This window comes from Clostridium sp., assembly GCF_021443865.1.
Classification (GTDB): domain Bacteria; phylum Bacillota; class Clostridia; order Clostridiales; family Clostridiaceae; genus Clostridium.
Genome location: NZ_JABUTB010000011.1, coordinates 7,952 through 33,691 on the forward strand (window position 1 = coordinate 7,952; position 25,740 = coordinate 33,691).

At 28.0% G+C, this 25,740-nt stretch carries 21 protein-coding genes, 1 tRNA gene, 2 pseudogenes, 1 riboswitch and 1 other annotated feature; of the genes and pseudogenes, 4 read left to right on the forward strand and 20 right to left on the reverse strand.

What is annotated here, in order from left to right; genetic code table 11:
- The coding region (locus HUJ77_RS03110) for a sodium:alanine symporter family protein (RefSeq protein WP_291707114.1) at positions 1-1,272 on the reverse strand (1,272 nt) is incomplete at its 3' end.
- Positions 1,273-1,346: 74 nt separating this feature from the next.
- Positions 1,347-1,448, reverse strand: a riboswitch (glycine riboswitch).
- Positions 1,449-1,769: 321 nt separating this feature from the next.
- On the opposite strand from HUJ77_RS03110, the gene aspD reads away from it, so the two are divergent.
- Entirely contained in the window at positions 1,770-3,428 is a 1,659-nt protein-coding gene (gene aspD, locus HUJ77_RS03115) for an aspartate 4-decarboxylase (RefSeq protein WP_291707115.1), read from the forward strand.
- 128 nt (positions 3,429-3,556) lie between these two features.
- On the opposite strand, the gene leuA is transcribed toward aspD, so the two are convergent.
- The 10 genes and pseudogenes from leuA to HUJ77_RS03165 form a co-directional block, all read right to left on the reverse strand.
- Entirely contained in the window at positions 3,557-5,230 is a 1,674-nt protein-coding gene (gene leuA / locus HUJ77_RS03120) for a 2-isopropylmalate synthase (protein WP_291707116.1), read from the reverse strand.
- A gap of 71 nt (positions 5,231-5,301) precedes the next feature.
- Positions 5,302-5,499, reverse strand: a binding site (T-box leader).
- Between the two features lie 128 nt (positions 5,500-5,627).
- Positions 5,628-6,587 carry a D-2-hydroxyacid dehydrogenase gene (locus HUJ77_RS03125; protein WP_291707117.1) on the reverse strand — a complete coding sequence of 320 codons (960 nt, stop codon included), beginning with the start codon at positions 6,585-6,587 and terminating at the stop codon, positions 5,628-5,630.
- A gap of 18 nt (positions 6,588-6,605) precedes the next feature.
- A complete protein-coding gene (ppaX, locus tag HUJ77_RS03130) occupies positions 6,606-7,238 on the reverse strand; it encodes a pyrophosphatase PpaX (protein ID WP_291707118.1) in 633 nt (210 codons plus the stop codon).
- Between the two features lie 96 nt (positions 7,239-7,334).
- Positions 7,335-8,225, reverse strand: a complete 891-nt coding sequence (locus tag HUJ77_RS03135; protein WP_291707119.1) for a radical SAM protein — start codon at positions 8,223-8,225, stop codon at positions 7,335-7,337.
- 9 nt (positions 8,226-8,234) lie between these two features.
- Positions 8,235-8,996: a GNAT family N-acetyltransferase gene (locus HUJ77_RS03140; protein ID WP_291707120.1), complete on the reverse strand. Its 762-nt coding sequence runs from the start codon at positions 8,994-8,996 to the stop codon at positions 8,235-8,237.
- A gap of 101 nt (positions 8,997-9,097) precedes the next feature.
- Positions 9,098-9,229: pseudogene (locus tag HUJ77_RS03145) on the reverse strand (transcriptional regulator); the annotation flags it as partial.
- Positions 9,230-9,348: 119 nt separating this feature from the next.
- A complete protein-coding gene (locus tag HUJ77_RS03150) occupies positions 9,349-9,471 on the reverse strand; it encodes a hypothetical protein (RefSeq protein ID WP_291707121.1) in 123 nt (40 codons plus the stop codon).
- Positions 9,455-9,634: pseudogene (locus tag HUJ77_RS03155) on the reverse strand (hypothetical protein); the annotation flags it as partial. The gene HUJ77_RS03150 and the pseudogene HUJ77_RS03155, both read right to left, overlap by 17 nt.
- Positions 9,635-9,679: 45 nt before the next feature.
- Positions 9,680-10,171, reverse strand: a complete 492-nt coding sequence (locus HUJ77_RS03160; protein ID WP_291707122.1) for a GNAT family N-acetyltransferase — start codon at positions 10,169-10,171, stop codon at positions 9,680-9,682.
- 156 nt (positions 10,172-10,327) lie between these two features.
- Positions 10,328-11,458 (reverse strand): tocopherol cyclase family protein, encoded by a 1,131-nt coding sequence (locus tag HUJ77_RS03165; protein ID WP_291707123.1) that lies wholly within the window; start codon positions 11,456-11,458, stop codon positions 10,328-10,330.
- 222 nt (positions 11,459-11,680) lie between these two features.
- Between HUJ77_RS03165 and HUJ77_RS03170 the strand changes: the two genes are divergently transcribed.
- Positions 11,681-12,196 (forward strand): DUF3592 domain-containing protein, encoded by a 516-nt coding sequence (locus tag HUJ77_RS03170; RefSeq protein ID WP_291707124.1) that lies wholly within the window; start codon positions 11,681-11,683, stop codon positions 12,194-12,196.
- A 70-nt stretch (positions 12,197-12,266) separates the two neighbouring features.
- Here the strand turns inward: HUJ77_RS03170 and HUJ77_RS03175 are convergent.
- Positions 12,267-12,352 (reverse strand) — tRNA-Leu (locus HUJ77_RS03175).
- Between the two features lie 116 nt (positions 12,353-12,468).
- Between HUJ77_RS03175 and HUJ77_RS03180 the strand changes: the two genes are divergently transcribed.
- Positions 12,469-12,990 carry a hypothetical protein gene (locus HUJ77_RS03180; protein ID WP_291707125.1) on the forward strand — a complete coding sequence of 174 codons (522 nt, stop codon included), beginning with the start codon at positions 12,469-12,471 and terminating at the stop codon, positions 12,988-12,990.
- An 89-nt stretch (positions 12,991-13,079) separates the two neighbouring features.
- Here HUJ77_RS03180 and HUJ77_RS03185 read toward each other — a convergent pair whose 3' ends face one another.
- The 5 genes from HUJ77_RS03185 to treP all read right to left on the reverse strand — a co-directional run bounded on the left by HUJ77_RS03185 (position 13,080) and on the right by treP (position 20,535).
- Positions 13,080-14,876, reverse strand: a complete 1,797-nt coding sequence (locus HUJ77_RS03185; protein WP_291707126.1) for an ABC transporter ATP-binding protein — start codon at positions 14,874-14,876, stop codon at positions 13,080-13,082.
- A complete protein-coding gene (locus HUJ77_RS03190) occupies positions 14,869-16,641 on the reverse strand; it encodes an ABC transporter ATP-binding protein (RefSeq protein WP_291707127.1) in 1,773 nt (590 codons plus the stop codon). Before HUJ77_RS03190 ends, HUJ77_RS03185 begins: the two co-directional genes overlap by 8 nt.
- Positions 16,642-16,736: 95 nt before the next feature.
- Positions 16,737-17,171, reverse strand: a complete 435-nt coding sequence (locus HUJ77_RS03195; protein WP_291707128.1) for a MarR family winged helix-turn-helix transcriptional regulator — start codon at positions 17,169-17,171, stop codon at positions 16,737-16,739.
- Between the two features lie 184 nt (positions 17,172-17,355).
- Entirely contained in the window at positions 17,356-19,020 is a 1,665-nt protein-coding gene (gene treC, locus HUJ77_RS03200; RefSeq protein WP_291707129.1) for an alpha,alpha-phosphotrehalase, read from the reverse strand.
- Positions 19,021-19,098: 78 nt separating this feature from the next.
- Entirely contained in the window at positions 19,099-20,535 is a 1,437-nt protein-coding gene (gene treP / locus HUJ77_RS03205; RefSeq protein WP_291707130.1) for a PTS system trehalose-specific EIIBC component, read from the reverse strand.
- Positions 20,536-20,702: 167 nt separating this feature from the next.
- Between treP and treR the strand changes: the two genes are divergently transcribed.
- The gene (treR, locus tag HUJ77_RS03210) at positions 20,703-21,416 is read left to right on the forward strand and encodes a trehalose operon repressor (RefSeq protein WP_291707131.1); all 714 of its coding nucleotides are present in this window, start codon (positions 20,703-20,705) and stop codon (positions 21,414-21,416) included.
- A 217-nt stretch (positions 21,417-21,633) separates the two neighbouring features.
- On the opposite strand, the gene HUJ77_RS03215 is transcribed toward treR, so the two are convergent.
- The 3 genes from HUJ77_RS03215 to srtB form a co-directional block, all read right to left on the reverse strand.
- Positions 21,634-23,787 carry a YhgE/Pip domain-containing protein gene (locus HUJ77_RS03215; RefSeq protein ID WP_291707132.1) on the reverse strand — a complete coding sequence of 718 codons (2,154 nt, stop codon included), beginning with the start codon at positions 23,785-23,787 and terminating at the stop codon, positions 21,634-21,636.
- 65 nt (positions 23,788-23,852) lie between these two features.
- A complete protein-coding gene (locus HUJ77_RS03220) occupies positions 23,853-24,638 on the reverse strand; it encodes a potassium channel family protein (protein ID WP_291707133.1) in 786 nt (261 codons plus the stop codon).
- A gap of 158 nt (positions 24,639-24,796) precedes the next feature.
- Positions 24,797-25,555, reverse strand: a complete 759-nt coding sequence (gene srtB / locus HUJ77_RS03225) for a class B sortase (RefSeq protein ID WP_291707134.1) — start codon at positions 25,553-25,555, stop codon at positions 24,797-24,799.
- Positions 25,556-25,740: the final 185 nt, after the last annotated feature.

Sequence of the window (25,740 nt, forward strand, 5' to 3'; positions counted from 1 at the left end):
TGCCATAAGTCCATTTACTATATCTGCAATTATAAAAATCATCTCTAATGGTAAAAATGGTCCTACTCCCACCAATGCTATAAACAATATTTTGTATGGTTTTATTCCCTTTACTCCAAATAGAAACTGAATGCATCTTTCACCATAATAGTTCCATCCAATGATTGTTGTAAAAGCAAAGAACATAAGACCTACATTAACTATATATTTTCCTACTACTGCTATTGGTAACCCTACTTCAAAAGCTGCTGTTGTTAAAGCTGCCCCTTCTAAGCCACCACTATAGTTACCAGTCAAAACTATTACTATTCCTGTCATAGTGCAAACAATTATAGTATCTAAGAATGTTCCTGTCATTGAAATCAACCCTTGTCTTACTGGTGAATTAGTTTTTGCTGCTGCAGCAGCTATTGGAGCACTTCCAAGACCAGATTCATTAGAAAATATTCCTCTTCCTATTCCTCTTTGCATAGCAATTGATACTGTAATACCTGTAGCCCCTCCTAAAGCAGCCTTAGGATTAAATGCACTTTGAATTATTAATGAAATTGCTGCAGGTATTTTATCATAATTAAAAAATAATACTAATAATGCACCAATAATATATAGAATTGCCATAAAAGGAACTACCATTTCAGAAACACTTGCTATTCTTTTTATTCCACCCAATGTTATCAAAGCAACTATTACTGTAATTACTATTGTTGTCGCCCATACTGGTATATTAAATCCTATTTGTGCAGCATCTGCAATAGATTTAACTTGTCCAAATGTTCCTATTCCAAGTAAGGCAACACCTACTCCAAATATGGCAAATAATTTTGCTAACCAATTTAAGCCCAGACCATTCTTTATATAATACATTGGTCCTCCAGCCATTTGCCCATTTTCATCTACTTCTCTATATTTAATTGCAAGTAAGCCTTCAGCATATTTTGTTGCCATTCCAAAAAAAGCTGCAAACCACATCCAAAATAATGCTCCAGGTCCTCCAGCTGTAATTGCTGTTGCAACCCCAACTATATTCCCAGTACCTATAGTAGCTGATAATGCTGTACATAAAGCCCCATAGCTTGATACATCCCCTTTAACATCATCATCATCTTCTTCTTTAGAAAAAATATACTTAAATGCTAGTGGTAATCTAAATACTTGAAGCAATTTCAGCCTCCATGTTAAATAGATTCCTGTTCCTACTAATAGAATAAGTAATGGTGGTCCCCATATAATGCTATTTATAGCACTTAAAATAGATTGAATTTTGTTTAACATAAAAAAATCCCCCTTAAAATATATTTTATGGAGGAGAATAGATAGCAAAGCTATAACAATAAAACTATAGCCCTATCATATCCCCTGTCCTTTTACCTGAGAGTTTCAATAGCTTAAAATTAAGCTACCTTGCTCCTTCGGTGCCCCTTATATAGAGTCTCTCCAGAGGTTCGTCCAATAGCGGTCCTAATACCTGAAAGATTTACTTCTTCGGTGGATTACTAAAAATCGCTCTCCCACTATCTTCAACCGAACGTTATTAATTTTTAATATTATTATATACGCATTTATTTTTAAATTCAATAAGTATTTTAATAATTATTCTATATTTTAATTAATAATTTATCAATTTGACTTACTATTAATAATTACATTTTTTTGATTTCTCAATATGTGAAGTAATTATTTCACTTATTACAATTTTTGCAAGAAATCATTGATTTTTTATTTTCTAGTTATATACTAGTAATAGACGATTAAAAGAAAAGGAGACTAGAATGGACATAATATTAAATAAGGACTACTTAAAAAAACTTTACGGAAGAATAAGTCCTTTCGAATTTAAAGATAAACTAATAACCTTGGCTAATATGAATAAAGATAAATTTAAAGGAACTGTTTTAGATGCTGGTAGAGGAAACCCTAATTGGATCTCTGCAACCCCTAGACAAGCCTTTTTCACTTTAGGACAATTTGCTGTTATAGAATGCCAAAGAACTTTAAGTATTGAAAACTTAGCAGGAACGGCAAAAAAAGATGGAATTTATAATAGATTTTTAGAATATTATACTGAAAATATTAATCTTCCTGGAATAATACTTTTAAAAGATATAATTGATTATTGTATAAATGAATTTAATTTTAATCATGATGACTTTTTATTTGAAATTTGTGATGGAATTATAGGTGATAACTATCCTTTTCCAGACAGAATGCTTCTACATACAGAAAAAATAGTTAATAAATATTTATTAAAAGAGTTATGTGGTGATAATAATTATAATAGTGAATTTGATGTTTTCGCTGTTGAAGGTGGAACCGCTGCAATGTGTTATATATTTGATTCTTTAACTGCAAATAACCTATTACATAAAGGTGATAAAATAGCGCTAATGACGCCAATTTTTACCCCTTATTTAGAAATACCGCATTTACCTGAATATGATTTTAATGTAGTTAGAATTCATGCAAATGAATTAGATGAAAATAATATTCCAACTTTCCAATATCCATTAGAAGAATTAGAGAAACTTAAAGATAATGAAATTAAGGCATTATTTATAGTAAATCCTAACAATCCAGCTTCTATTGCTTTAAATGAAACTACTATTAATAATTTAATAAATGTTGTTAAAACTCATAATCCTAATTTAATGATTATAACAGATGATGTTTATTGTACTTTTATTAGAGATTTTAAATCAATAATATCATATTTACCTTACAATACTATAGGTGTTTACTCTTTATCTAAATACTTTGGTGTAACTGGTTGGAGATTAGGTACTATATTGCTTAATAAAGATAACATATATAATGATAAAATAAAAAATCTCTCTTCTGAAGAGAAGGAAAAAATAAATAATAGATATAAACATATGAATTTAAACCCTGAAGAAGTTCCATTTATAGATAGGCTAGTTGCAGATAGTAGACAAGTTGCTTTAAATCATACAGCAGGACTTTCTACCCCACAACAAGTTCAAATGGCATTATTCTGTGGATCAGCTCTTGTTGATATAAAAAATAACTATAAAGAATTAACTATGGAAATATGTAAAAGACGTAAATCAATATTATTTGAAGGCTTAGAATTAAACCTTGATGAAAATCCTATGGATGCTTCTTATTACACAGAAATTAATATTATAGATTGGGCTAAGATTAGATATAATGAAGATTTCTCTAATTATATTTCTGAAAATTATACTCCTTTTGATATACTTTATGATTTAGCTAAAAACTATTCTGTTGTTTTATTAAATGGAGATGGTTTTGCTTCTTCTGAATGGTCTTTTAGAATATCATTAGCTAATTTAAATGATAATTTCTACTATATCATTGGAAAAGTTCTAAGAAATGTTTTAAATGAACTACATCTTAACTGGAAAAAGAATAATTGGAGAAAATCCAACTTAATAGAAAAAGCACAATAAATAATGAAGAATGAAAAATGTAGAATGTAGAATTATTGATGTAATTTATTCCAAATTACTAAAAATATATTCTTTTTAGAAACTCCTTTGGAGTTTCTTCCTTAATTCTTCATTTTTCATTCTTAATTTTACATATCTTTATATAGTCTGTTTATGGCACTAAAGACAGCTTTTATAGATGCTAAAGTAATATTACTATCTACTCCTACACCAAAGGTAGTATTTGAATTATCTAGCCTCTTCATTTCAACATAAGCAGCCGCCTTAGCTTCAGAACCTTCACCAAGAGAATGTTCTGCGTAATCTAAAATAGTAGTATCTACTAATTTACTATTTACTAAAGCCTTCTTTAAAGAATCTATTGGTCCATTTCCTTTAGCTGCGAAGTTCTTTTCTTCACCATTATATAGGAACTTAATATTTATTGAAGTATTCTCTTTATTATTTTCTTGATTTTCATTATCTTCTATTTTAAATTTAATTAATTTAAATGGTCCTGTTATTTCTAAATATTCTTCAGTAAATCTCTCCATTATAACCTTCGGAGCTATTTCACCAACTCTTTCTGTTATTCCTTGAATTATTCCTCCAAACTCCTTATGCATTCTCTTAGGCATCTTATATCCATAATGGCTTTCAAGTACAAAGGCTATGCCCCCCTTACCTGATTGACTATTTATTCTAACTAAAGCTTCATATTCTCTTCCTAAATCTCTAGGATCTATAGGTAAATATGGAACTTCCCAATATTGATTATTTCTTTCCATATACTTTTTCATGCCCTTATTAATTGCATCTTGATGTGAGCCTGAGAAAGCAGTAAATACTAATTCACCAGCATAAGGATGCCTTATGTGAACAGGTATCTTACAACACTTTTCGTATATATCAATTATTCTATTAATATCATCAAGCTTAAGCTTTGGATTAACTCCATGAGAAAACATATTGCAAGCTAAATTTATAATATCTACATTTCCAGTTCTCTCTCCATTACCAAATAGAGTCCCTTCAACTCTATCAGCTCCTGCTAGCATAGCTAATTCAGCTGCTGCTACTCCAGTTCCCCTATCATTATGAGGGTGAACACTTAAAATAACCCTATCCCTATTAGAAAAATGTGTACTCATCCATTCTATTTGATCTGCAAAAACATTTGGAGTATCCATCTCTACCGTGGAAGGTAAATTAATAATTACTTTTTCTTCATTAGTAGCACCCCAAGTATCTAGTACTGCTTCACAAACTTCTAAAGCATACTCAACTTCTGTACCTGTAAAACTTTCAGGAGAATACTCTAAATATATTTTCCCATTAAAATTTTCAGTATATTCTTTTACTAATTTAGTTCCTTCTACTGCAATTTCTTTAATTTCATCCTTACTCATATTAAATACAACATCTCTTTGAAGTACTGATGTAGAATTATAAATATGAAGTATCGCTTCTTTCACACCCTCTAAAGCTTCAAAGGTTCTTTCAATTAAATGTGGTCTTGCTTGAGTTAAAACTTGTACCTTAACTCCATCAGGAATTAAATTATCATCAACTAGCTTTCTTAGAAAATCAAATTCTATTTGTGAAGCTGAAGGAAATCCTATTTCAATTTCCCTAAATCCTAGCTCTACTAAAAGCTTGAACATCTTTATCTTCTCTTCTACATTCATTGGATTAATTAAGGCTTGATTACCATCTCTTAAATCCACGCTACACCAAATAGGTGCCTTTTCAATTTCCTTATCTGGCCATGTCCTTTCAGTGAATTTAATAGTTTGAAACTTTTTATACTTTTTGTAATTCATTTAAACGCCCCCTTACTTATTATTACAATTCTACTTGATAGGAAATAAAAAAACCGCGCAAATTCCTCCTATATTGGAGCGATTTACGCGGTACCATCCAAGTTCTTAACTTACTTAATTTAACGATATTTAATACCGACAAGACCTACTTTCCCCATTCAATCTTGTTGCTCCTGAGCGAGTTCAAAAGCGATTATATGCAGGTTCTCACCGACCCCTACTCTCTTTGATATCTCATACTTTTTACTACTCTCAATCTAAGCATTTTTATTATTTTAAGAAATTATTAAATTATAACCTTGCAGATATCTTTTAAAAATTTCATTTTTATTAAATTATATAATATATTACTATATAATTTATATTTTGTCAAATATTCCTATGTTTCTATATAAAATTATAATTCAACTCTGCCTCTAACTTCTCCATTATAGAATGCTTTTATGTTTAAGATTACTTCTTTAAACAGTCTATTTCTAGCTTCTACACTTGCCCAAGCTATATGAGGAGTTAAAACTAGCCTATCCTTATTTCTAACATTAACTAAAGGATTATCTGATTTTATAGGCTCAACTTCAAAAACATCTAGTGAAGCACCTGCTATTAATTCTTCATCTATTGCCTTGGCAATATCCTTTTCAACAACTATAGGACCTCTTCCCATATTAACTAATATAGCTGAGTTTTTCATCCTTTTAATTGCATCATAATTTAATAAACCTTCAGTATTACTATTTAGAGGGGCATGAATAGAAATTATATCTGACTCACTAAGTAATTCATCAAATTCAACTCTTTTATAATTAGAATTTGAGTTCTTACCTGAAGTAGAATAATAAATAACATTAACTCCAAAGGCTTCTGCTATGCTTGCTACTCTTTTCCCTATTGATCCTAATCCTATAATTCCCCATGTTTTACCTTCTAGTTCATAGAAAGGCTTACTTACGTCAGTAAATATACCACTTTTAGCATATTCACCTGACTTTACAAATTCATCATAATAGAATAGCTTATCGTATAGTGCTAAAACTGTTGCAAAGGTATGCTGAGCTACAGTGTTAGTAGAATATCCTGCTACATTAGTTACTGCAATATTATTATTTCTTGCATAAACTACATCTATATTGTTAAAACCTGTAGCAGTTTCACATATTAGTTCTAAGTTTTTTACTTCCTTTAGGTTGTCTTCATTTAACACAACTTTATTAACTAATACTATATGAGCATCTTCTATTCTTTTAGCAACTTCTTCTGGCATAGTTGTGTCATAATACACCACTTCCCCAAATGACTTTAATTGATCAAAATCTAAATCACCTAAAGTCTCCCCTTCTAAAACAACTATTTTTTTCATATCTATCCCTCCAAATATTTATATTAAATTTAAAATATCTTCTGGTCTATCTATTAAATAATCTGGATTAGAAGATTTTAAAGTATCTAATCCAATAAAAGTATAGTTTACTCCACAAGTTTTACAGCCTGCTGATTTACCACAGTATATATCATAAATACTATCCCCTACCATAATAGCTTCACTAGGTTCAACACCTAAGTCAATACAAGCTTTTAGCGCTGGCTCTGGATTTGGTTTGTGAAGTTCTGTAGATTCTGGTGTTATAATTACATCCATATAATCATGTATTCCAGCTATTTTCATCCCTCTAATAGCAAGTTCCGCTCTCTTAGAAGTTACTATTCCTGTTTTTATTCCTTTTTCTTTTAATCCTACTAAAAGTTCCTTTACCCCATTAAATGCAAAACACATGTTGTCATGGTTATCTTCATTATGTTTTCTATAATAAGCAACTAATTCATCCACTACTTCTTCCCTTGCGTGTTTTTTAAATGGTTCTCCTAAAGGTATTCCAAAAAAATCTAAAATTTCTTCTCTTTTTAATTCAATTCCTAATTTATCTTTAAAAGTTTTATCAAATGAATTATATATTAATTCATTTGTGTCTAATAATGTTCCATCTAAATCAAATAATACTGCCTTAATCATATTGCCTCCTAAAGTTAAGTTTTTAATCATTTGTAATAAACTTTATATTTATAATAACATATAAAATATGCTTGTACCAAATCAATCTCTTATAAATTACATATCAAATAAACTTAATTGCTTATTATTATATCCCTCTTTATAACCATTAATTATATCATTCATTCTATAGAGTAATCCTAGTCTTTTACACTCACTAGAAAATACATTATATAGGTTTCTTGCATTAGAACTATTACACATATAATTATTTCCAAAGATCTTAATATATTTTGCCTTAGTTCCAGGGAAGTATTTATCTAACATCGCAAAAAAGTAATCTCTTTGATTAGATCTCAGAGTAACTCCAAAAGCAGGATAAATAAATTTAGCTCCATTTTCTTTTGCTAACCTTACAATACTTATTATATTTTCTTCAGTATCATTTATAAAAGGTAGTATTGGCATTAATAATATCCCTGTGTATATACCTTCATCGGATAATTTTTTTATTGCTTGAAACCTCTTAGATGTAACTACAACATTTGGTTCAATTATTTTACATAGATTATCATCTGCTGTTGTAATTGTAATTTTACAAAGTACTGGTGAGTGCTCTTTTATTCTTTTCAAAATATCAATATCTCTTGTAATTAAATCACTTTTTGTTGCAATGGCTACTCCAAATCCATTATTATTAATACTTTCTAATGTATTACGTGTTAAATGAAACTTCTTTTCAAAAGGATTATAAGGATCACTCATAGCACCTGTACCAATAATTCCTTTCTTCCTTTTAGACTTCAATTCTCTTCTTATTATTTGAGAAAATTTTTCTTTAGCTCTAACAATATCAAAGTTATCTATACCATAACAATCACTTCTGCTATCGCAATATATACATCCATGACAGCAGCCTTTATATATATTTAAATTATAATTAGTTCCAAACCAATTATTATTTTCTCTATATCCAGATATAATACTTTTTGCTGATATAAATTCCATATATATCTCCTAAACTAGTCCCTTTTCACTAATTAATTTAATAAACTTTTTTTCTGATAATATTTCATTTGTTATAAATTCTCCATTATAAAATAAACTATAGGTTGTAAAAGGGCATGGGGAACTTTGTGCCTGTTCCTTACTTTCAAACTTAGTTACCTTTATATCAATTCCCTTTTCTTTTGAAATATTCTTTACTAAATCAACATATTTACTGGTAAAAGGGCATTGGTTAGAATAATATAATATTAATCCCTTTTCATCAATTTTTCCCAGCTTTGAATTTGCATTAAACTTAGGTAGATTATCTTCATTATAAAAGGATAAATACAATAATTCATAATAAGGAGCTGCAGTATCGCATACTTTAAAGCCCTTATATTTTAAGTAATCTGCATCAGATAGAAATGGCATTTTCTTTTTTGATGAAATAGCTATAATACCATCCTTGCCTTTTTTCTTTGAATCATTAATGCATTCCATTAATAATTTATTACCATATCCTTGACCTTTAAATTTTCCAGATACCCAGAAGCAATTTATAAACATGTAATTATATCCTTCAATAGGTACCCATGCATTTTTCAATGGAATATATTCAATAAAAGCTTTTCCTCTGACATTTATTTTATTAAATACTAATCCATCATGGAATCTTTCTTTTAACCATTCCTTCTTTAAATAAACTCCGCATTCACCTTTTTTATCTGATAAAGAGCAGCAAATGTGTTCACAATTAATATTATCATTATTTAATGTTATAACTTCCACTGTTACCCCATCCTAACAGGATGCCTAATAACAGTTTTCATTCTTTCCATACTACATTTTCTTGGATCTGATAAGTAAATTTCATGATATCTTCTTATTTTTCCATCTTCATCATTGGGATTTCCTTTGCCATCTACCATTATAAACTTCATTTCAGGTACATCTATTTCCATAGGTTGTGTTTTAGGTAGGTATAAATCTTTAAACGTCTTCTTAAAATCTAATTTTTCCATTATAAATCACCTTCCCCTTTTTATATAACTAAATAAACTCTATGATAAGAAATTGTTATAATATATTTATTAACTATATTTATATTATATAACCCTTAATATGACATCTCTATGTCATATTAATATTTATTTAGTGCTGCTACTAATCTCTTTTTTATTTCTTCTCTTATATGTAAAGGCTCAAGAACTTCTATATTTTCTTCCTCTGATAAAATATATATAATTTCAAATAATCTCTTCATTTAATGACCTATTATTACTCTTTATAAACTTAAGATGTTGCAAATGTATCCCTATATGTCCAATGCCAAGGACTAATACTGCTATAACCATCCATAATACCTTCCCATATATTCCAAGAAGTAAGAATCCAACTATAGGTAAACTTGCAAGTGGAACTGGTATTTCAAAAAAATCCCCATATCTTAACCCCTTCAAAAGTATATTACCTTATATAATTTCCTTAATCATAACCTGAAAATCTGTTCTTTCCGTTTCTGTTATTCTTTCAAATGAATGAACTTTTTCAAAGCCTGCACCTTCATATACCTTAATTGCTCGTTCATTAAAACTCGCTACTGTTAAACGTATCTTTTTAGCTAATAACTTATTTTTAGCAAAGCTTATTCCTTCAGTTAAAAATTCAAAACCTAATCCTTGTCCACATAAACTTGGTTTTATTCCTAAACCAATATCTAAACTATCTTTACAATCATATACCCCAAATTTATTTCCTGCTGGAACTTGAGCAGATTCTCCAAAACAATAGTAGCCTATAAGATTGTTGTATTTATCAGAAGCCGAAAAATACATTTCACTAATTAGTTCATCTATACAGCTATCACTATCCTCCATACTATACATTGCATATGGTTCATTATAAGTCCATTTAGAAATTTCTTTGGCTTCATTATAATTCGTTTTATTTATATTTAATTCCATATTAATTACTCCTATCTTTTATGAATTATATCATTAATTATAATACAATTTCCATAAAGTTGTATTTTATAATAAATACCTACTAAATAAAAAAGATATGGAATTACTTATTAACTCCATATCTTATATATACTATAATTATTAATTAATACTTATCTAGGATTTATTTTCACTAAATTCTCCATATTCACAACCTACATTTAATGCTTCTATTTCATCAATTAATTTATTATTTTTATAAAGCTTAATAATACCTTTTCCATTTCCACCATTCCAAAGTCTATTATGTTTTTTCAGCCCATTTGGAGCTTCATAATTAATTAATAGCATATCTTCTTTATTACATTTAATATTTGTTATCATTTTTTTATTAAATGCTTTTTGTTCTATATTCCATATAATTTCTTTATCTGTTTCTTCACAATTAAATTTCGTTCTAGAAAAAGTCCAAAACTTTGAAAAATTAAACTCATAGCATTTACCTTCATAAAAAAATGCTGAAAGAAGTTTTCTATTTAATACCACTGGACCTATTTTTGGTCTCCCTCCCCCTATATCAAAAACACTATTTTCTAATTTTTTCCCTGTTCTTTTACTGGTTAAATTGTTTGATGATAGCCATACCCATGGAGATGTAAAATCTTTTCCCCAATTCTTATCTGCATAACCATAGCAAGTATTTGGATTTACTATATACTTTTCTCCATTTAAAATTATTTCTCCCTTATATTTTGTTTTCATTCCTTCTACATGCCAGAACATTTCAAACAACTGCAAACTTCTAAACAATTTACTTGCTCCATACCCAACATTAAATGGAATTTGCTTATCAATATCTAAATTCCATTCAATAGTTCCTGAATCACTCATATATTCTGGATGTTTATTAGCCTCTTCTCTACTTAAAGAAACTTTACCATATGTTTTATTTTCTGATATATAACAATCATTTGCTTCTATAAAATATGGGATACCTTTACCCACATTGATTTTCTTCCATCCATAAAAATTATGTATTTGTTTAGCATCTTTCCCCCAATTACCAACTTTAATCATCAAATAACTAGGTTTTATATTCTTTTTAATATTTTCCTTTAATTGGCCAAATACTGGTTCTTCCCTTCCTAAATCAGGATTACATAAAAAAAACTCAATAAAAAAAGCCTTTTCCTCTTTTGTTTCTTCATGATGGGCAGTAAATGAATGCCACCACCAATCATATCCACATTTAGCTTGACCTTTATACAACATATATTTATTTCTACTTAAATCCTTTTTAGCAAACATAATATCCTCCTATTTTTAAATTATAAGCTGCTAATAGTACGACTTAAACACTGATAATTATTATAAAATACAACTACTGTTTTTTCAAATTGAGATTCTTTTTTTATTCACTGCTCTGTAGCTAGTATTTATTATTTAAATTATATTAAATAATATGATACTATCTATATTAACTAATATAGATATACATTAAAAATTATTATATAAAGGGTGGTAGAATTTATGAAAATAAATATTTTATTATTTTTAATCTTTTTTATTGATGGATTAGCTTTATCAGGGTTATCATTATTTCTTAAGAATAGGGACAAGAATACTTTAGAAAGATCTACTGAAATTGTTATGGGAAGGGTTGTTAAATATTCCTTACTTGGTAAAAGCGGTGTATACTTTCCCATTCTTGAATATATTGTAAATGAAGTTGCCTATTATCAACGTTTAAAATATAGTTGGATTATTACTAAATCATCATCTTTTAAAATTATAACTCCAGACATTGAGAATAACTATTTAGATACTAAATTAGTTATTATCAAAAACTCTCACTTTTCTAGAAATGTATTAGTAGATAAATTCCCAATAGGAACTGAATTACCGGTTTATTATAATCCAAGTAATCCAAAAGAGAGTTATGTTTTAAGATTTTCTAAAAATCCTGTTACAAATATATTCTTAGCAGTAGGTATACTATTTATTATCTTATCCTTTATGATTTTAGTATTTTTACCAAATAGCTGAATCCAAATAAAATAAAAAACTAGATGATAATCTAGTTCCCTTTAAATATAAAGATTAAATTTATATTTTATGGTGCAGATGGCGGGACTTGAACCCGCACGAGGATTCCCTCGTCACCCCCTCAAGATGATGCGTCTGCCATTCCGCCACATCTGCACAATAGATATTTTATATTTTAGTTTATTATATTATATTTTTCAATATATAATAACTATATTGTGATATAATCTTTAAATAAACTTATAGAATCAAAAGAAAAGGAGACCCTTTTAATGAAATGTATATCAATTTCAGGTCCTGCTGGACATGGTAAAGACACACTTGCAAAGAAGCTAAAAACTATACTTGAAGATAAAGGAAAAAAAGTATTTATACTTCATTATGCAGATTATTTAAAAATGGTTGCTACTGAAGTCTATAATTGGAATGGTATTAAAGATGAAGTAGGAAGAGATATACTCCAAAAATTAGGAGACAAGATGAGATCACAGGATAAAATGTTCCTAATTAATGAATTAGTTAAAATACTTAACTTAGTTAAAGATGATTTTGATATTGCCATAATTCCTGATGCAAGATTTCCAAAAGAAATAGAGTGCTTAAAAGATATAGGAAAAACCCTATCAATTCATATAACTAGAATAGATTACACAAATAACTTAACTAAAGAACAAAATAATCATTCAACAGAAAGAGCTCTTGATGATTACTCTTATGATTACAATATAGCTACATATACAGACAAAGAGATACCTGAAATACAAGTAATTATAAAAGATATTTTACAGGCTTAAAATTAATAATTATGATTGCTGTAATTCAAAAAGGAGTAAATTTTATATTAAAATTTACTCCTTTTATTTAAATTAATTTATTTATTATTTTATTCTTTATCTGATTCAAATTGGCTATTATAAAGATCAGCATAGAATCCACCTTTTTCAAGTAATTCTATATGATTTCCACTTTCAATAACATCTCCGTCTTTCATTACTAAGATTAAATCAGCATTTTTAATTGTTGATAATCTGTGTGCAATAACGAAAGATGTTTTACCAACAGTAAGCTTATCCATAGCTTCCTGAATTAATATTTCTGTTCTTGTATCTACTGAGCTTGTTGCTTCATCTAATATTAATAAAGGCGCATTTTCTATCATAGCTCTTGCTATTGTTATAAGCTGTCTTTGTCCAGCTGAAAGATTTGTCTTATCATCTAATACAGTGTCATAACCATGAGGTAAAGTCATTATAAAGTGATGAATTCCAACTGCTTTACAAGCTTTTATTATTTCTTCATCTGTTACACCAGTTTTATTATAAACTATATTATCTCTTACTGTACTTTCAAATAACCAAGTATCTTGAAGTACCATACAGAATAAGTCATGAACATTCTCTCTTGTAATAGATTTAGTATCTACTCCATCTATTAAAATTTGCCCTGAATTTAATTCATAGAATCTCATAAGTAAATTAACTATAGTAGTTTTACCAGCTCCTGTTGGACCAACTATAGCAACTTTTTGCCCTGCTTTAGTCTTAACTGAGAAATCCTTTATTATTATTTTATCCTCATTATATCCAAATCTAACATTTTTAAATTCAACATTACCTTTAATATTTTCTAAAACTGTAGTCTTATTTGATTCATCTTCAAGTTCTGGTTGTTCTAAGAAATCAAATACTCTTTCAGCTGCAGCTGCTGCTGATTGTAAACTCGTTGCTGCTTGACCCAATTGTGATAATGGTTGAGTAAATAGTCTTATATATATCATAAATGCTACTATAACACCAAATTCTATTTTACCATTAAAGGCAAGTGCAGCACCAACTACACAAACTGCTACGTATCCAAGATTTCCTACGAAAGCCATAACTGGCATCATAAGTCCTGACAAGAATTGTGCATTTCTTGCACTCTCAAATAGTCTTGTATTTGTTTCTTCAAACTTATTTATAGCATTATTTTCGCCATTATAAGCTTTAACTATATTATGAGCAGAATAAATTTCTTCAATATGCCCATTTAATTTTCCAAGTTCTTTTTGTTGAGAAGCGAAGTATTTTTGTGATTTACCCATTATAACCATCATTAAAGCAAATCCAATTATTGTTGCTAATATAGCTGCTAAACTCATTAAAACATTTGTTTTAAGCATCATTATTAATGAACCAGCAAATAAAACTACAGCTGAAACTAAAGTTCCAACACTTTGGTTCATGCTTTGCCCAATTGTATCAACATCATTAGTTACACGGCTTAAAATCTCTCCATGACTAGTTGAATCAAAATATTTTAATGGAAGCTTATTCATTTTAAATGAAATATCTTTACGTAACTTATTAGCTATTTTTTGAGTTACTTTTGTTAATATAAATTGTTGTCCGTAAGAGAGTACTGAGCCTGATACATAGAATATTACTAATATAATACCTATTCTTCTTACTTCAGTTAAATCAATTTCAGCCATTATGCCCTGCATAATTACATTTGTTATTTCTTTTAGTTTATCTGGTCCTAATATTGTAAATGTTGTTCCTGCTATAGCAAATATAATAGCTATTATCATAAATGCAACATAAGCTTTTGAATATTTTAAAAGTTTAATCCATGTTCCTTTTAAATCTTTTGCTTTTTGTGGTTTTCCACCCATTCCTGGTCTACCATGATTACTCATCTCCAAGTTCCTCCTTTGAAAGTTGTGAGTATGCTATTTCTTTATATACTTCACAAGTTTTTAGAAGTTCCTTATGTTTGCCCATTCCAACTATCTTTCCTTCATCCAATACAACTATCTTATCTGCTTCTTTAATTGTACCAATTCTTTGAGCAACAATAAGCTTAGTAATACCTCTAGTTTCCTTGTTTAATACTGATCTTAATACCTTATCAGTCCTATAGTCTAAAGCAGAGAATGAATCATCAAAAATATAGATCTCAGGATCTCTATAAATAGCTCTAGCTATTGATAAACGTTGCTTTTGCCCACCTGAAAGGTTTGTTCCTCCTTGTGAAACCTTACTTTCGTATTGATTATCAAGTTTTTCTACAAAGTCTTTACCTTGAGCAATTTCAACAGCTCTCTTAACTGCTTCTATTCCTTGTTCTTGCTTTCCATTATCTCCATAAGAAACATTCGATTCTATAGTTCCACTAAAAGTTGTTGTTTTTTGTGAAACATATCCAATTTTATCTGTTAAATAATTTTTATCATATTCTTTTACATTAACTCCATTAACTAATATTTCTCCTGAAGTTACATCATAAAATCTTGGAATTAAGTTAATTAATGTTGATTTTCCTGAACCTGTTGAACCTATAAATGCAACAGTTTCCCCCTTATTAGCCTTAAAACTTATATTTTCTAAAACATAATCAGTTGAACTATCTGCATCTGGATATTTAAAACTAACATTTCTAAACTCAATTTCACCAACATGATCTTTTTCATCTGATGTACGAGTTCCATTTTTTATTGTAAGTGGTGTTTCTAAAACTTCGTTAACACGTTTAGCAGCTACTTGAGCTCTAGGAAGCATTATGAATACTATTACTAACATCATAAATGCCATAACTACTTGTATTGCATAAGAAGAGAATACTATCATATCACTAAATACTGAAAGTCTATCCATTCCAGAAGCATTATTTATTAAATAAGCTCCTATCCAATAAATAGCTAACGTTAAACCACTCATTATTGTTTGAATTGAAGGCATAAGTATACCCATAGTTCTTCCAGTAAATATATTTGTTTCTGTTATTGCATTATTTGCATCTTCAAACTTATTTTCTTGATACTCCTCTGCATTATAAGCTCTTACAACTCTAATACCAGTTAAATTTTCTCTTGAAACCCTATTTAAATTATCTGTTAAAGTTTGAATTATTTTAAACTTAGGTAAAGCTAATGTAAATACTATTCCTACTATTAAAAGTAATGCAAGTACTCCTACTGCTGTTGCAGTTGTCCATTGCCAACTCTTACTTGAAATTTTTGTTATAGCCCAAATAGCTGTAATTGGTGCTTTAATTATTATTTGAAGCCCCATAGCTATTATAGTTTGAATTTGAGTTATATCATTTGTTGAACGAGTTATTAAACTTGGAATAGAAAATCTATTTATTTCACTCATTGAAAATGATTCAACTTTTCTAAATACATTAGAACGTAAAGTTCTTGAAAGTCCAGCTGCTATACCTGAAACAAAGTATCCAACTACAATAGTTGCCACTAAACTACCAAGTGCACATAACAGCATATATCCTCCAGCCTTCCAAATTTCAGACATTTCAGCCCCTGGAGTTTGTATTAATTTTGTTATATCTGACATATAATCAGGTAACTTTAAATCAAGCCAAACTTGCCCTACAATAAATACTAAACTGATTAAAACTATTAACCAGTCTTTTCCTTTTAAATACTTAAAGATTTTTAACATGTATATTGCTCCTTTTATTATTATTTTCAAATATCTCTTAAGTTTATTTTTGTTAGGAAGCTAATTGTAAGCCACCTAACTATTTAGATAAAAAATTATTCAATATTTCTTTTAAATTTGTCAAGAATTTGAACAAAAATTTCTAACTCTTCATCTGATACACCTTTAGTAATTGCATCTTCAAACTTTCTCATTTCTTTTATAATGTGAATATTAATTTCTTCACCCAAATCAGTAAGAACTATCTTTTTTAATCTTGCGTCATAAGATACATTTTCTCTTATTATTAAATTATTTTTTTCCATTGATTGAAGTATGCCAGTAACAGTAGATCTTCTTATAGTAAAAATCTCTTCAATATCCTTTTGGAAAACATCTTTTTCCTTATTCTTACTAAGGTAATTAATAATCAATCCTTGAATCTCAGAATATTGATCACAATTAGCAGTTACTGCCGATCTGTAAATATATCTTTTGATAAGATTTGATATAGTTCTTAATTCATAAGCAACCATAACTTTTCTATTCATTCAATTCCCTCTTTTATTTCATAATAAATGAATTATATCTCTTATACTTAAATATGTCAATATTTATTTCATTAACAACTTAATTTTAACTTAGTTACAGACTGTAATTATATTAAATTAAATATACAAAAAAGAAAGAAGGAATTTTTAAATATGTTCCCTCTTTCTTCAATCATTTTATTTTTTAATTATTCAGTTCAAATACAACTGCTCCATATGGTGCTAAAAATAACCTTTCATCATATACACTATTTTCTTCAGAATTACTTAATATATTGTCATATTTACTTCCCTTAAACTGCTCTAAAGACACTATTGCTTTCTTTTCATAAAAGTTACAAGCAACTAAAATTCTTCTTCCATTTAATTCTCTTATATACGCTAAAACTGTAGGATGATCTTCTAGTATAGGTATAAACCTACCCTCTGATACTACATCATTATTTTTTCTTATATCAATTAATTCTTTGTAATAATCTGATATTGAATTATTTTTATTTCTATCTAGCTCTACATTAATATTATTATAGTTATTAGCTACCTTTATCCACGGAGTTCCACTTGTAAATCCTGCTTCTTTACTATTATCCCATTGCATAGGAGTTCTAGAATTATCTCTTGATCTATTTTTTAAAATATTTAAAACTTCTTCTTTTTCAATTCCTTTTTCTAATAATATATTATAAGCATTTAATGATTCTACATCTCTATAATCCTTAATATCATTAAAGTTTGGATTAGTCATTCCTATCTCTTCACCTTGATAAATATATGGTGTTCCTCTCATTAAATGTAATACAGTTGCAAGCATCTTTGCTGATTCTTCTCTATACAAAGTATCATTTCCAAATCTAGATACTATTCTTGGCTGATCATGATTACACCAAAATAATGCATTCCATCCATTTCCCTTTTCCATTTCAACTTGCCACTTAAATAATAATTTTTTTAACATATTAAAGTCAAAAGGTGCTAGCTTCCACTTATCTCCTTCTTTATAATCTACTTTTAAGTGATGGAAGTTAAAAGTCATATTAAGTTCTTCGTTTTCTGGATTAGTATATTTTATACAATTATCTATGGTAGTGGATGACATTTCTCCAACTGTCATAATATCTTTATATTTTGAGAAAACCTCTTTATTTATTAGATTTAAATACTCATGTATCTTTGGTCCATCTGTATAAAATCTTCTGCCATCTCTATTTGCAGATTTAAAATCATCATCTAAAAATCTAGTATCCTTTGATAAAAGATTAATAACATCTAATCTAAAGCCGTCAACTCCTATGTCTAGCCAATATCTCATCATCTTATATATTTCTTCTCTAAGCTTTGGATTTTCCCAATTTAAATCTGCTTGAGTTTTATCAAATAAATGTAAATAATATTTATTTAAGCTCTCAACATATTCCCAAGCTGATCCACCAAATTTAGATTGCCAGTTATTAGGCTCATCTCTCCAAATATAAAAGTTATGATAGGGATTATTAACATCCTTAATTGCTTCTTTAAACCAATGATGCTCTGTAGATGTATGATTTACAACCATATCTAAAATTAACTTCATATCTCTTTTGTGACTTTCTTTTAATAATATTTTAAAGTCTTCCATATCTCCAAACATAGGATCTATATTATAGTAATCTTCTATATCATAACCATTATCATTTTGAGGTGAAACATATATAGGTGTTAGCCATAAAACCTTCACCCCTAAATCTTTCAAGTAATCTAATTTTTCTATTATTCCAACTAAATCTCCAATTCCATCTCCATTACTGTCTTTAAAACTTTTAGGATAAATTTGATAAACCACTGATGATTTCCACCAATCATTTCTTTCCACTTTATTCACCTCGTAACTAAATATTAGCTACCGTATATCTTAAAATTTAATTTAAAGATTTACGGTAGCACAAATTTATTATTCTATTTCTTCAACATTAGCTCCAAATTTCTTATTTAATATAAATGTCAATATAATTGGAACTACAACTGCTACCACCATTGATATTATAAATAGAATCCAATATTTAGGCTGAATTGCCAAGAATCCAGGTAATCCACCTATACCAATAGAATTGGCTAATACTCCTGATAATATTGAAATTACTGCTGCACATGCTGAACCAATTATAGCTGCTATAAATGGGAACTTATATTTTAGATTAATTCCAAACATTGCAGGTTCAGTAACTCCTAGCCAAGCAGAAAGTCCTGCTGAAGCTGCTATGGATTTTATTCTTGAATTCTTTTTGTAAATTAGTAATATTGCTACTGCAGAAGCTCCTTGAGCAATATTACTTAGGGCTATAAGTGGCCATATCATAGTTCCACCATTTGCAATTAATTGTAAATCTACTGCAATAAATGTATGATGTAAACCAGTAATAACTAACGGTGCATAAGCTAGTCCAAAAATTATAGCTCCTAATATCTTAAAAGGTCCTGTTAGTAAATAATTAAAAATAGTTGCAATATAATTACCTAGTTCTCTTGAAATAGGTCCTATTATTATATAAGATAATAAAACTGTTATTAAAAGAGTTGTAAATGGAATAACTATCATTTTTAATACATCAGGTATATATTGTTTTAATTTTAGTTCTATCTTAGTTAACACTATACCTGATAGCATTGCTGGTATTACTTGCGCTTGATATCCAACTTTATCTATTGTAAACCATCCAAAATTCCAGAAAGGAACTGAACCATTTTGTACTGCTTCTGCATAGCCATATGCATTTAATAATTGTGGTGATACTAATGTAATTCCAAGAACTATACCAAGAATTTCTGAGCCACCAAATTTCTTAACAGTTGACCATGTTACTGCTACTGGTAGGAAATGAAATATTGCTTCTCCTAATACCCATAAGAAGCTATGAATTTCTGCTAATATTGGGTGTAAAGATGTTAAGGTTTGTGTTCCATCTCCAAATATAGCTAAATCACCAATAACATTTCTAAAACCTAAAATTAAACCTCCAGTAATAATTGCTGGTAAAATAGGAATGAATATTTCAGCAAGTCCTGCAATAGTTCTTTGGATAAAGGACATATTTTTCTGCGCTGCCTTTTTAACTTCTTCTTTAGATTGAGCTTTTAACTCTGCTACTTCAACTAAGTCATTATAAAAAGCTTGTACATTATTTCCAATTATAACTTGGAATTGCCCTGCATTAATAAAAGTACCCTTAACGCTTGGTAATTTCTCAATTTCTTTTGCCTTTTCCTTTGCGATTTTTTCATTTTTTAAGACAAATCTTAACCTAGTAACACAATGACTTGCACTTGCAATGTTGTCTTTCCCACCTATAAGTTCTAACAAGTCTAAAGCTTCTTGTTTAAACCCTACCATAATTCTCTCTCCTTATATATTTATAATTTGATTACGATTACATTATAACTTGTTTAAACAAGTAAGTCAACTGTTGTTTAAACAAGTTTGTTTTATATTTCTATTTTCTTTTTATCTTTAATGCTATAATATACTATATAACTGGTTCAAAGGAGATTTTAACTTAAATGAAAATGGTGAAATATACAGAAATATACGAATATATAAAACATAAAATATTAACTGATGAATATAAAGCCGGTGAAAAATTACCTTCTGAAAATGAACTTACTTCTTTATTTGATGTTAGTAGAAATACTGTAAGAAGGGCAATAAATCAATTATCTTTTGAAGGATTAGTTGCTAGTGTTCATGGAAAAGGTGTTTTCGTTTTAGAAAAGCAACAACTTAAATTTTTAGTAGGTGGTTTACAAAGCTTTAAAGAAGCATCTTTAAATAATAATATAGATTATTCTACAAAAGTTAATTGTTTCAAAGAAATTATAATAGATGAAAAACTTTCAATAAAAACTGGTTTTGCCTTAGGCTCAAAAGTCTTCTATATTGAAAGAACTCGAATTATAGATGATGAAGAAACTATCTTAGATATAAATTACTTTTTAAAAGATATAATTAGAAACTTAACAGAAGATATAGCAAGTAATTCAATTTATGATTACATAGAAAATAATCTTGCTTTAAAAATTGCAGGTGCTCAAAAAATTGTTTCTGTAGAAGAAATAAGTAAACTAGATAAAAATCTACTTAAACTTAAAGGATATAACCTTGTTGCCATAATTAAAAATTATGTCTATCTTGAAGATGGGACACTATTTGAATATACAGAATCTAGACACAGACCAGATAAGTTCACATTCTCAACCTACGCAAAAAGAATATAGTGTGGCTGTGTAGCAACCACAAATTAAAAATTTAGAATATAAAATGTAAAATTATTAAAAATTTAAATAATGTAGAAACTCATTAAGGAGCTTCTACATTATTCTTTCATTTCTCTTTTGCGTTAGCAAAAGAGAATCTTCATTCTTTCTAAATTCCCACTTTGGAGGAATTTACACCTTAATTATGCATTACGCATTGTGCATTATTCATTGATATCTAGTGTCCTATCAGTCCACTTTCTTTTAATTTTTCTATAAACTTCTCACTTGCTCTATTAATAGGGCCCTTTAAGAATAATCCTAGTAATATGAATATTACTCCATAACTTAAAAGCATAAGTATATCTCTAGTTAAATTAGCCTTAACAATTCCTGCAACCGCTTCTCTCATAGCTGAAATTGAATATGTAAAAGGTAATAATGGATTTACCTTTTTAAAGAAACTTGGCATTACTTCTACTGGGAATGTTCCACCTGCTCCTGCTACTTGTATAACTAAAAGTATTACTGCAATTGCCTTTCCTACATTACCGAATATTGAAACTAAGGTATAAACTATTATAATAAATATTATGCTACTAAATATACTTATACCTATAAATAGCCATTTATTAAGCACATAACACTTTAATAAGTAAATATCTCCTAAGCTTAAAATTATGGATTGACATATTCCTATAAAAGCAAAGGTTAAAAGCTTTCCAAAGTACTTTTCATAAGGTTTAAAATCAATTTTTTCTTTAAATCCATGAGGGTCTGTAGTCAATAAAGAAACTAAAATTAAACCACCTACCCATAAGGCAAGAGTTGAATAAAATGGAGACATCGCTGATCCATAGTTAGGGATTGGAAATAAAATTTCCTCCTTTATCTCAACAGGACTTCCTAAAAACTTACTTACTTCTTCCCAATCATTTTTAAGCAAAGATAGTAACTTATCTATTGCTTTCTCCTTATTTAAAGAAGCTAATTTTGAAGAAATATTACCTAAGCTTGATTTAATATTAGGCATTTCAGCATTTAACTTTTGTATATCTCCTTTGCTAAGCTGCAAAGCATTATTTAATTTATCTAATAAACTTTCTATATCTGGAATTGATGTCTTTGCTTCGTTTAATAGCTTAATAGAATTATCTGATATATTAGTTAAATTACCTATAGCACTATTTATAGCTGGTATATATTTAGAATCATAGCTATTTAAAATATTTGAAACTATATTTCTATTTGCATCTATTAATGATTTAATTTCATTAAGTTTACTTTTATCAATAGGTTTAGCATTATTAACTGTATCTCCTATTTTACCTATTGCATCAATTGCTAAATTTAACTTTGAAGAAGCCGAATTTAATTCATTTACTATTTCTTTTAAATTATCATTAAATCTAGATAAGGGCTCTAGTGATTTTACTATTCCATTAATCTTAGTATTTATTTCTCCTAGCTTAACACTAATATTATCAAGCCCATTTAAAATTGAGTTTTTGTCTATATTTAAATTAATTACTGTATTAATAAGTCCTTCTAAATTATTTAATTCTCTGTTTATTAATTGTAAATCCGACCTAATAACTGGTGCTACGTCACCTAATGCTGATTTGGATTTTTCTAAAGCTTTCTTAGTATCAAGCAATAAATTATCGCTAGAATCTAATGTATCCTTTAATAATGGTAGATTATCTTTTGCCTTAGCTATTAATTCTTCTCCCTTAGAACTTCCGTTATTTAATTCATTTACTATATTCTCTATTTCAGGTACTTTATTATTTAAATCAATAATTCCATTAATTAATTTTAAAATTTTATCCTTTGATCCTTCAATACTTACACCCATTTCATTAAATACCTTAAATATTACCCCATCTACTGTTTCAATAATATTACTATCCACCTGTGATTTTATAGTAGTAATTCCCTTATCAGTAATTTTAGGTGCTATGGCATTACTTTTTTCATTAACCTTATATATTAAAGTGGGTCTTTTTATACTATTATTAATTATAGATAAGGTTTCGCTTGTAAATTCTTCTGGTATTATTATTGTGGCATAATACTTTCCAGTATGAACTCCATTATTTCCTTCCTCTTCTGAAACAAAACACCATCCTAAACTAGTATTTTCCTTAAGTTTTTCTACAAGCTCTTCTCCAACATTTATAAACTTATCTTTAAGATTACCCCCAGTATCCTTATTAACTATGGCAACCTTTATTCCTCCTGTATTGCCATATGGATCCCAGCTTGCTCTAATATTAAACCATGCATATAAAGATGGTAATATCATAAGTCCTATAATAATAATTAAGGCAACCCAATTTTTTGCTATACTTCTTATATCTCTTACAAATATTTTTATTATATTTTTCATATTCTCCTCCATGTAAGGCTTATCTTTAGTTCTATCTTTATTTTCTTCTTAAAGCATTAAAATTATTAGTGATTTTTCCTATTTTCTTTAAGAACTTGTAATGTTTTATATATATTATCAAGCTCTTCATCTGAAATATTATCTAAATCATCTATTTTTCTCTTAATAAACTCAATAGTTTCATCTTTGAAATTCCTTTTATTGCCACTTTGTATATCTTTGCTTACTATGTAAGCTGCAATAGTACTTGTTGTTACTCCTATAAAGCCTATGCCCAAAATCATTAATACAATTGCAACTATACGTCCTATATTGGTATTAAGTAATACATCTCCATAACCTACAGTAGTAAAGGTTACAAAGCTCCACCATATTGCATCTCCAAAGGACATTTCTTCTAACAAAGATATAACTACAGAGCCTAGTACTATTATTATTGTTGTTATAATTAATAAATAATTGAATTTGTTTACTTTTATAGCTTCTCTAATTTTATTCTTAAATTTTATAGCTAAAATAAATAAAATTATTAATTTTATAAACTTAAGATTTGCATTAATATCTATTGTGCTTCCTAAACTTAAGCTAAAAATAACCTCTTTAATTAATAGAATGGGAAAAACAGATAACATATCTATAAAATTATTAGAAATAAAACTAAACTTTTTTTTGGAAGTGCTAAGCCTTATTAAGTAATCTATAAGAAAAATAATAGTAATAATTAAGTTAATATAGTAAAAGCTTTCTACTACAATTCTAGGAAGCTTATACATTAATTCTAAAATTATCATTATTATTCCCATTAAAGCTAGTAATCCAATAAATACCTCATATAGAGTTTTATTCTTCATATAAAGTCTCCTTACTTAATTATCTACTTATATTTTATAAAGTAACTTTATAAAAAATGATAAACTATCCTATTAAAGAAAAATAATCTATAAAAATCTCCAAAAAAAATAAAGAGCTGCAATAACAGCTCTACTTAAATTAAATATAACTTACTAAATTAATTAATCTTTATTGATACTAATTTAGCATTCACTATTGTTCTCTCTTCTCCAGTAGCATTTGTACATGTTGATAAGGTTAAAATATTTCTTTTACCATTATCAATATATTCTAAATCAAAATATGATTTTCTTATTTCATTATTTATATATTCATAATACTCTTCATCAGTATTAAAGCTAGTTACATATGGGTTATATTCCCCCGAGTTTACATAGACTGAAAATATCTCATACTCTAAGATTTTATTTTCTAGATATATATATATTTTTTTATTTTTATCTAAATAATCAGAAGTTAAAAGCCTTGGAAGTGTACCAAACATACTTTTATTCTTCATGTTATGTCCATGTATTATTATATTATCATCTTCTTCTGATATATTTCTTGCATCAAGAAAAAGACATCCACCATTATTGCTTTCTCCCTTAAAGTTTTTATATAAATATTCTTCATTATTACTAGCTTTAACAACTGGATAATTTATATTAGTTTCAGGTATATATAACCAAAATAAATAATCTTCATTTACTGCTTTTAGCTTGGAATACTCTTCCTTTCCTATAAAAATATTATTATTGGAATCAGCAGCATCTTCTTTCACTTCATTTTCCTTATTTAAAACTATTTCACTAATATCATTATATACATCTTTATTTTTCTTATATTCATTAAATATTTTATAAAGATTATATGTTGAAAAACTAAATATAATTAATAAAATTACCAGAACTATTTTTCTAATAAGCTTACTCATTTCTATCACCCTAATTAATTATAAATAAAATTCTGATGCACAATGTAAAATTAAGGGCTGTTCAACAGCCCCCATAGTTAGTGTTTAGTTATTTACTTTTATATAGATTTTCTTCTTTTTCTTAAAGAAACCATTGTAATTAATGAAAGTATAGCTAAAGCAGAATATAACATCATCATATTATT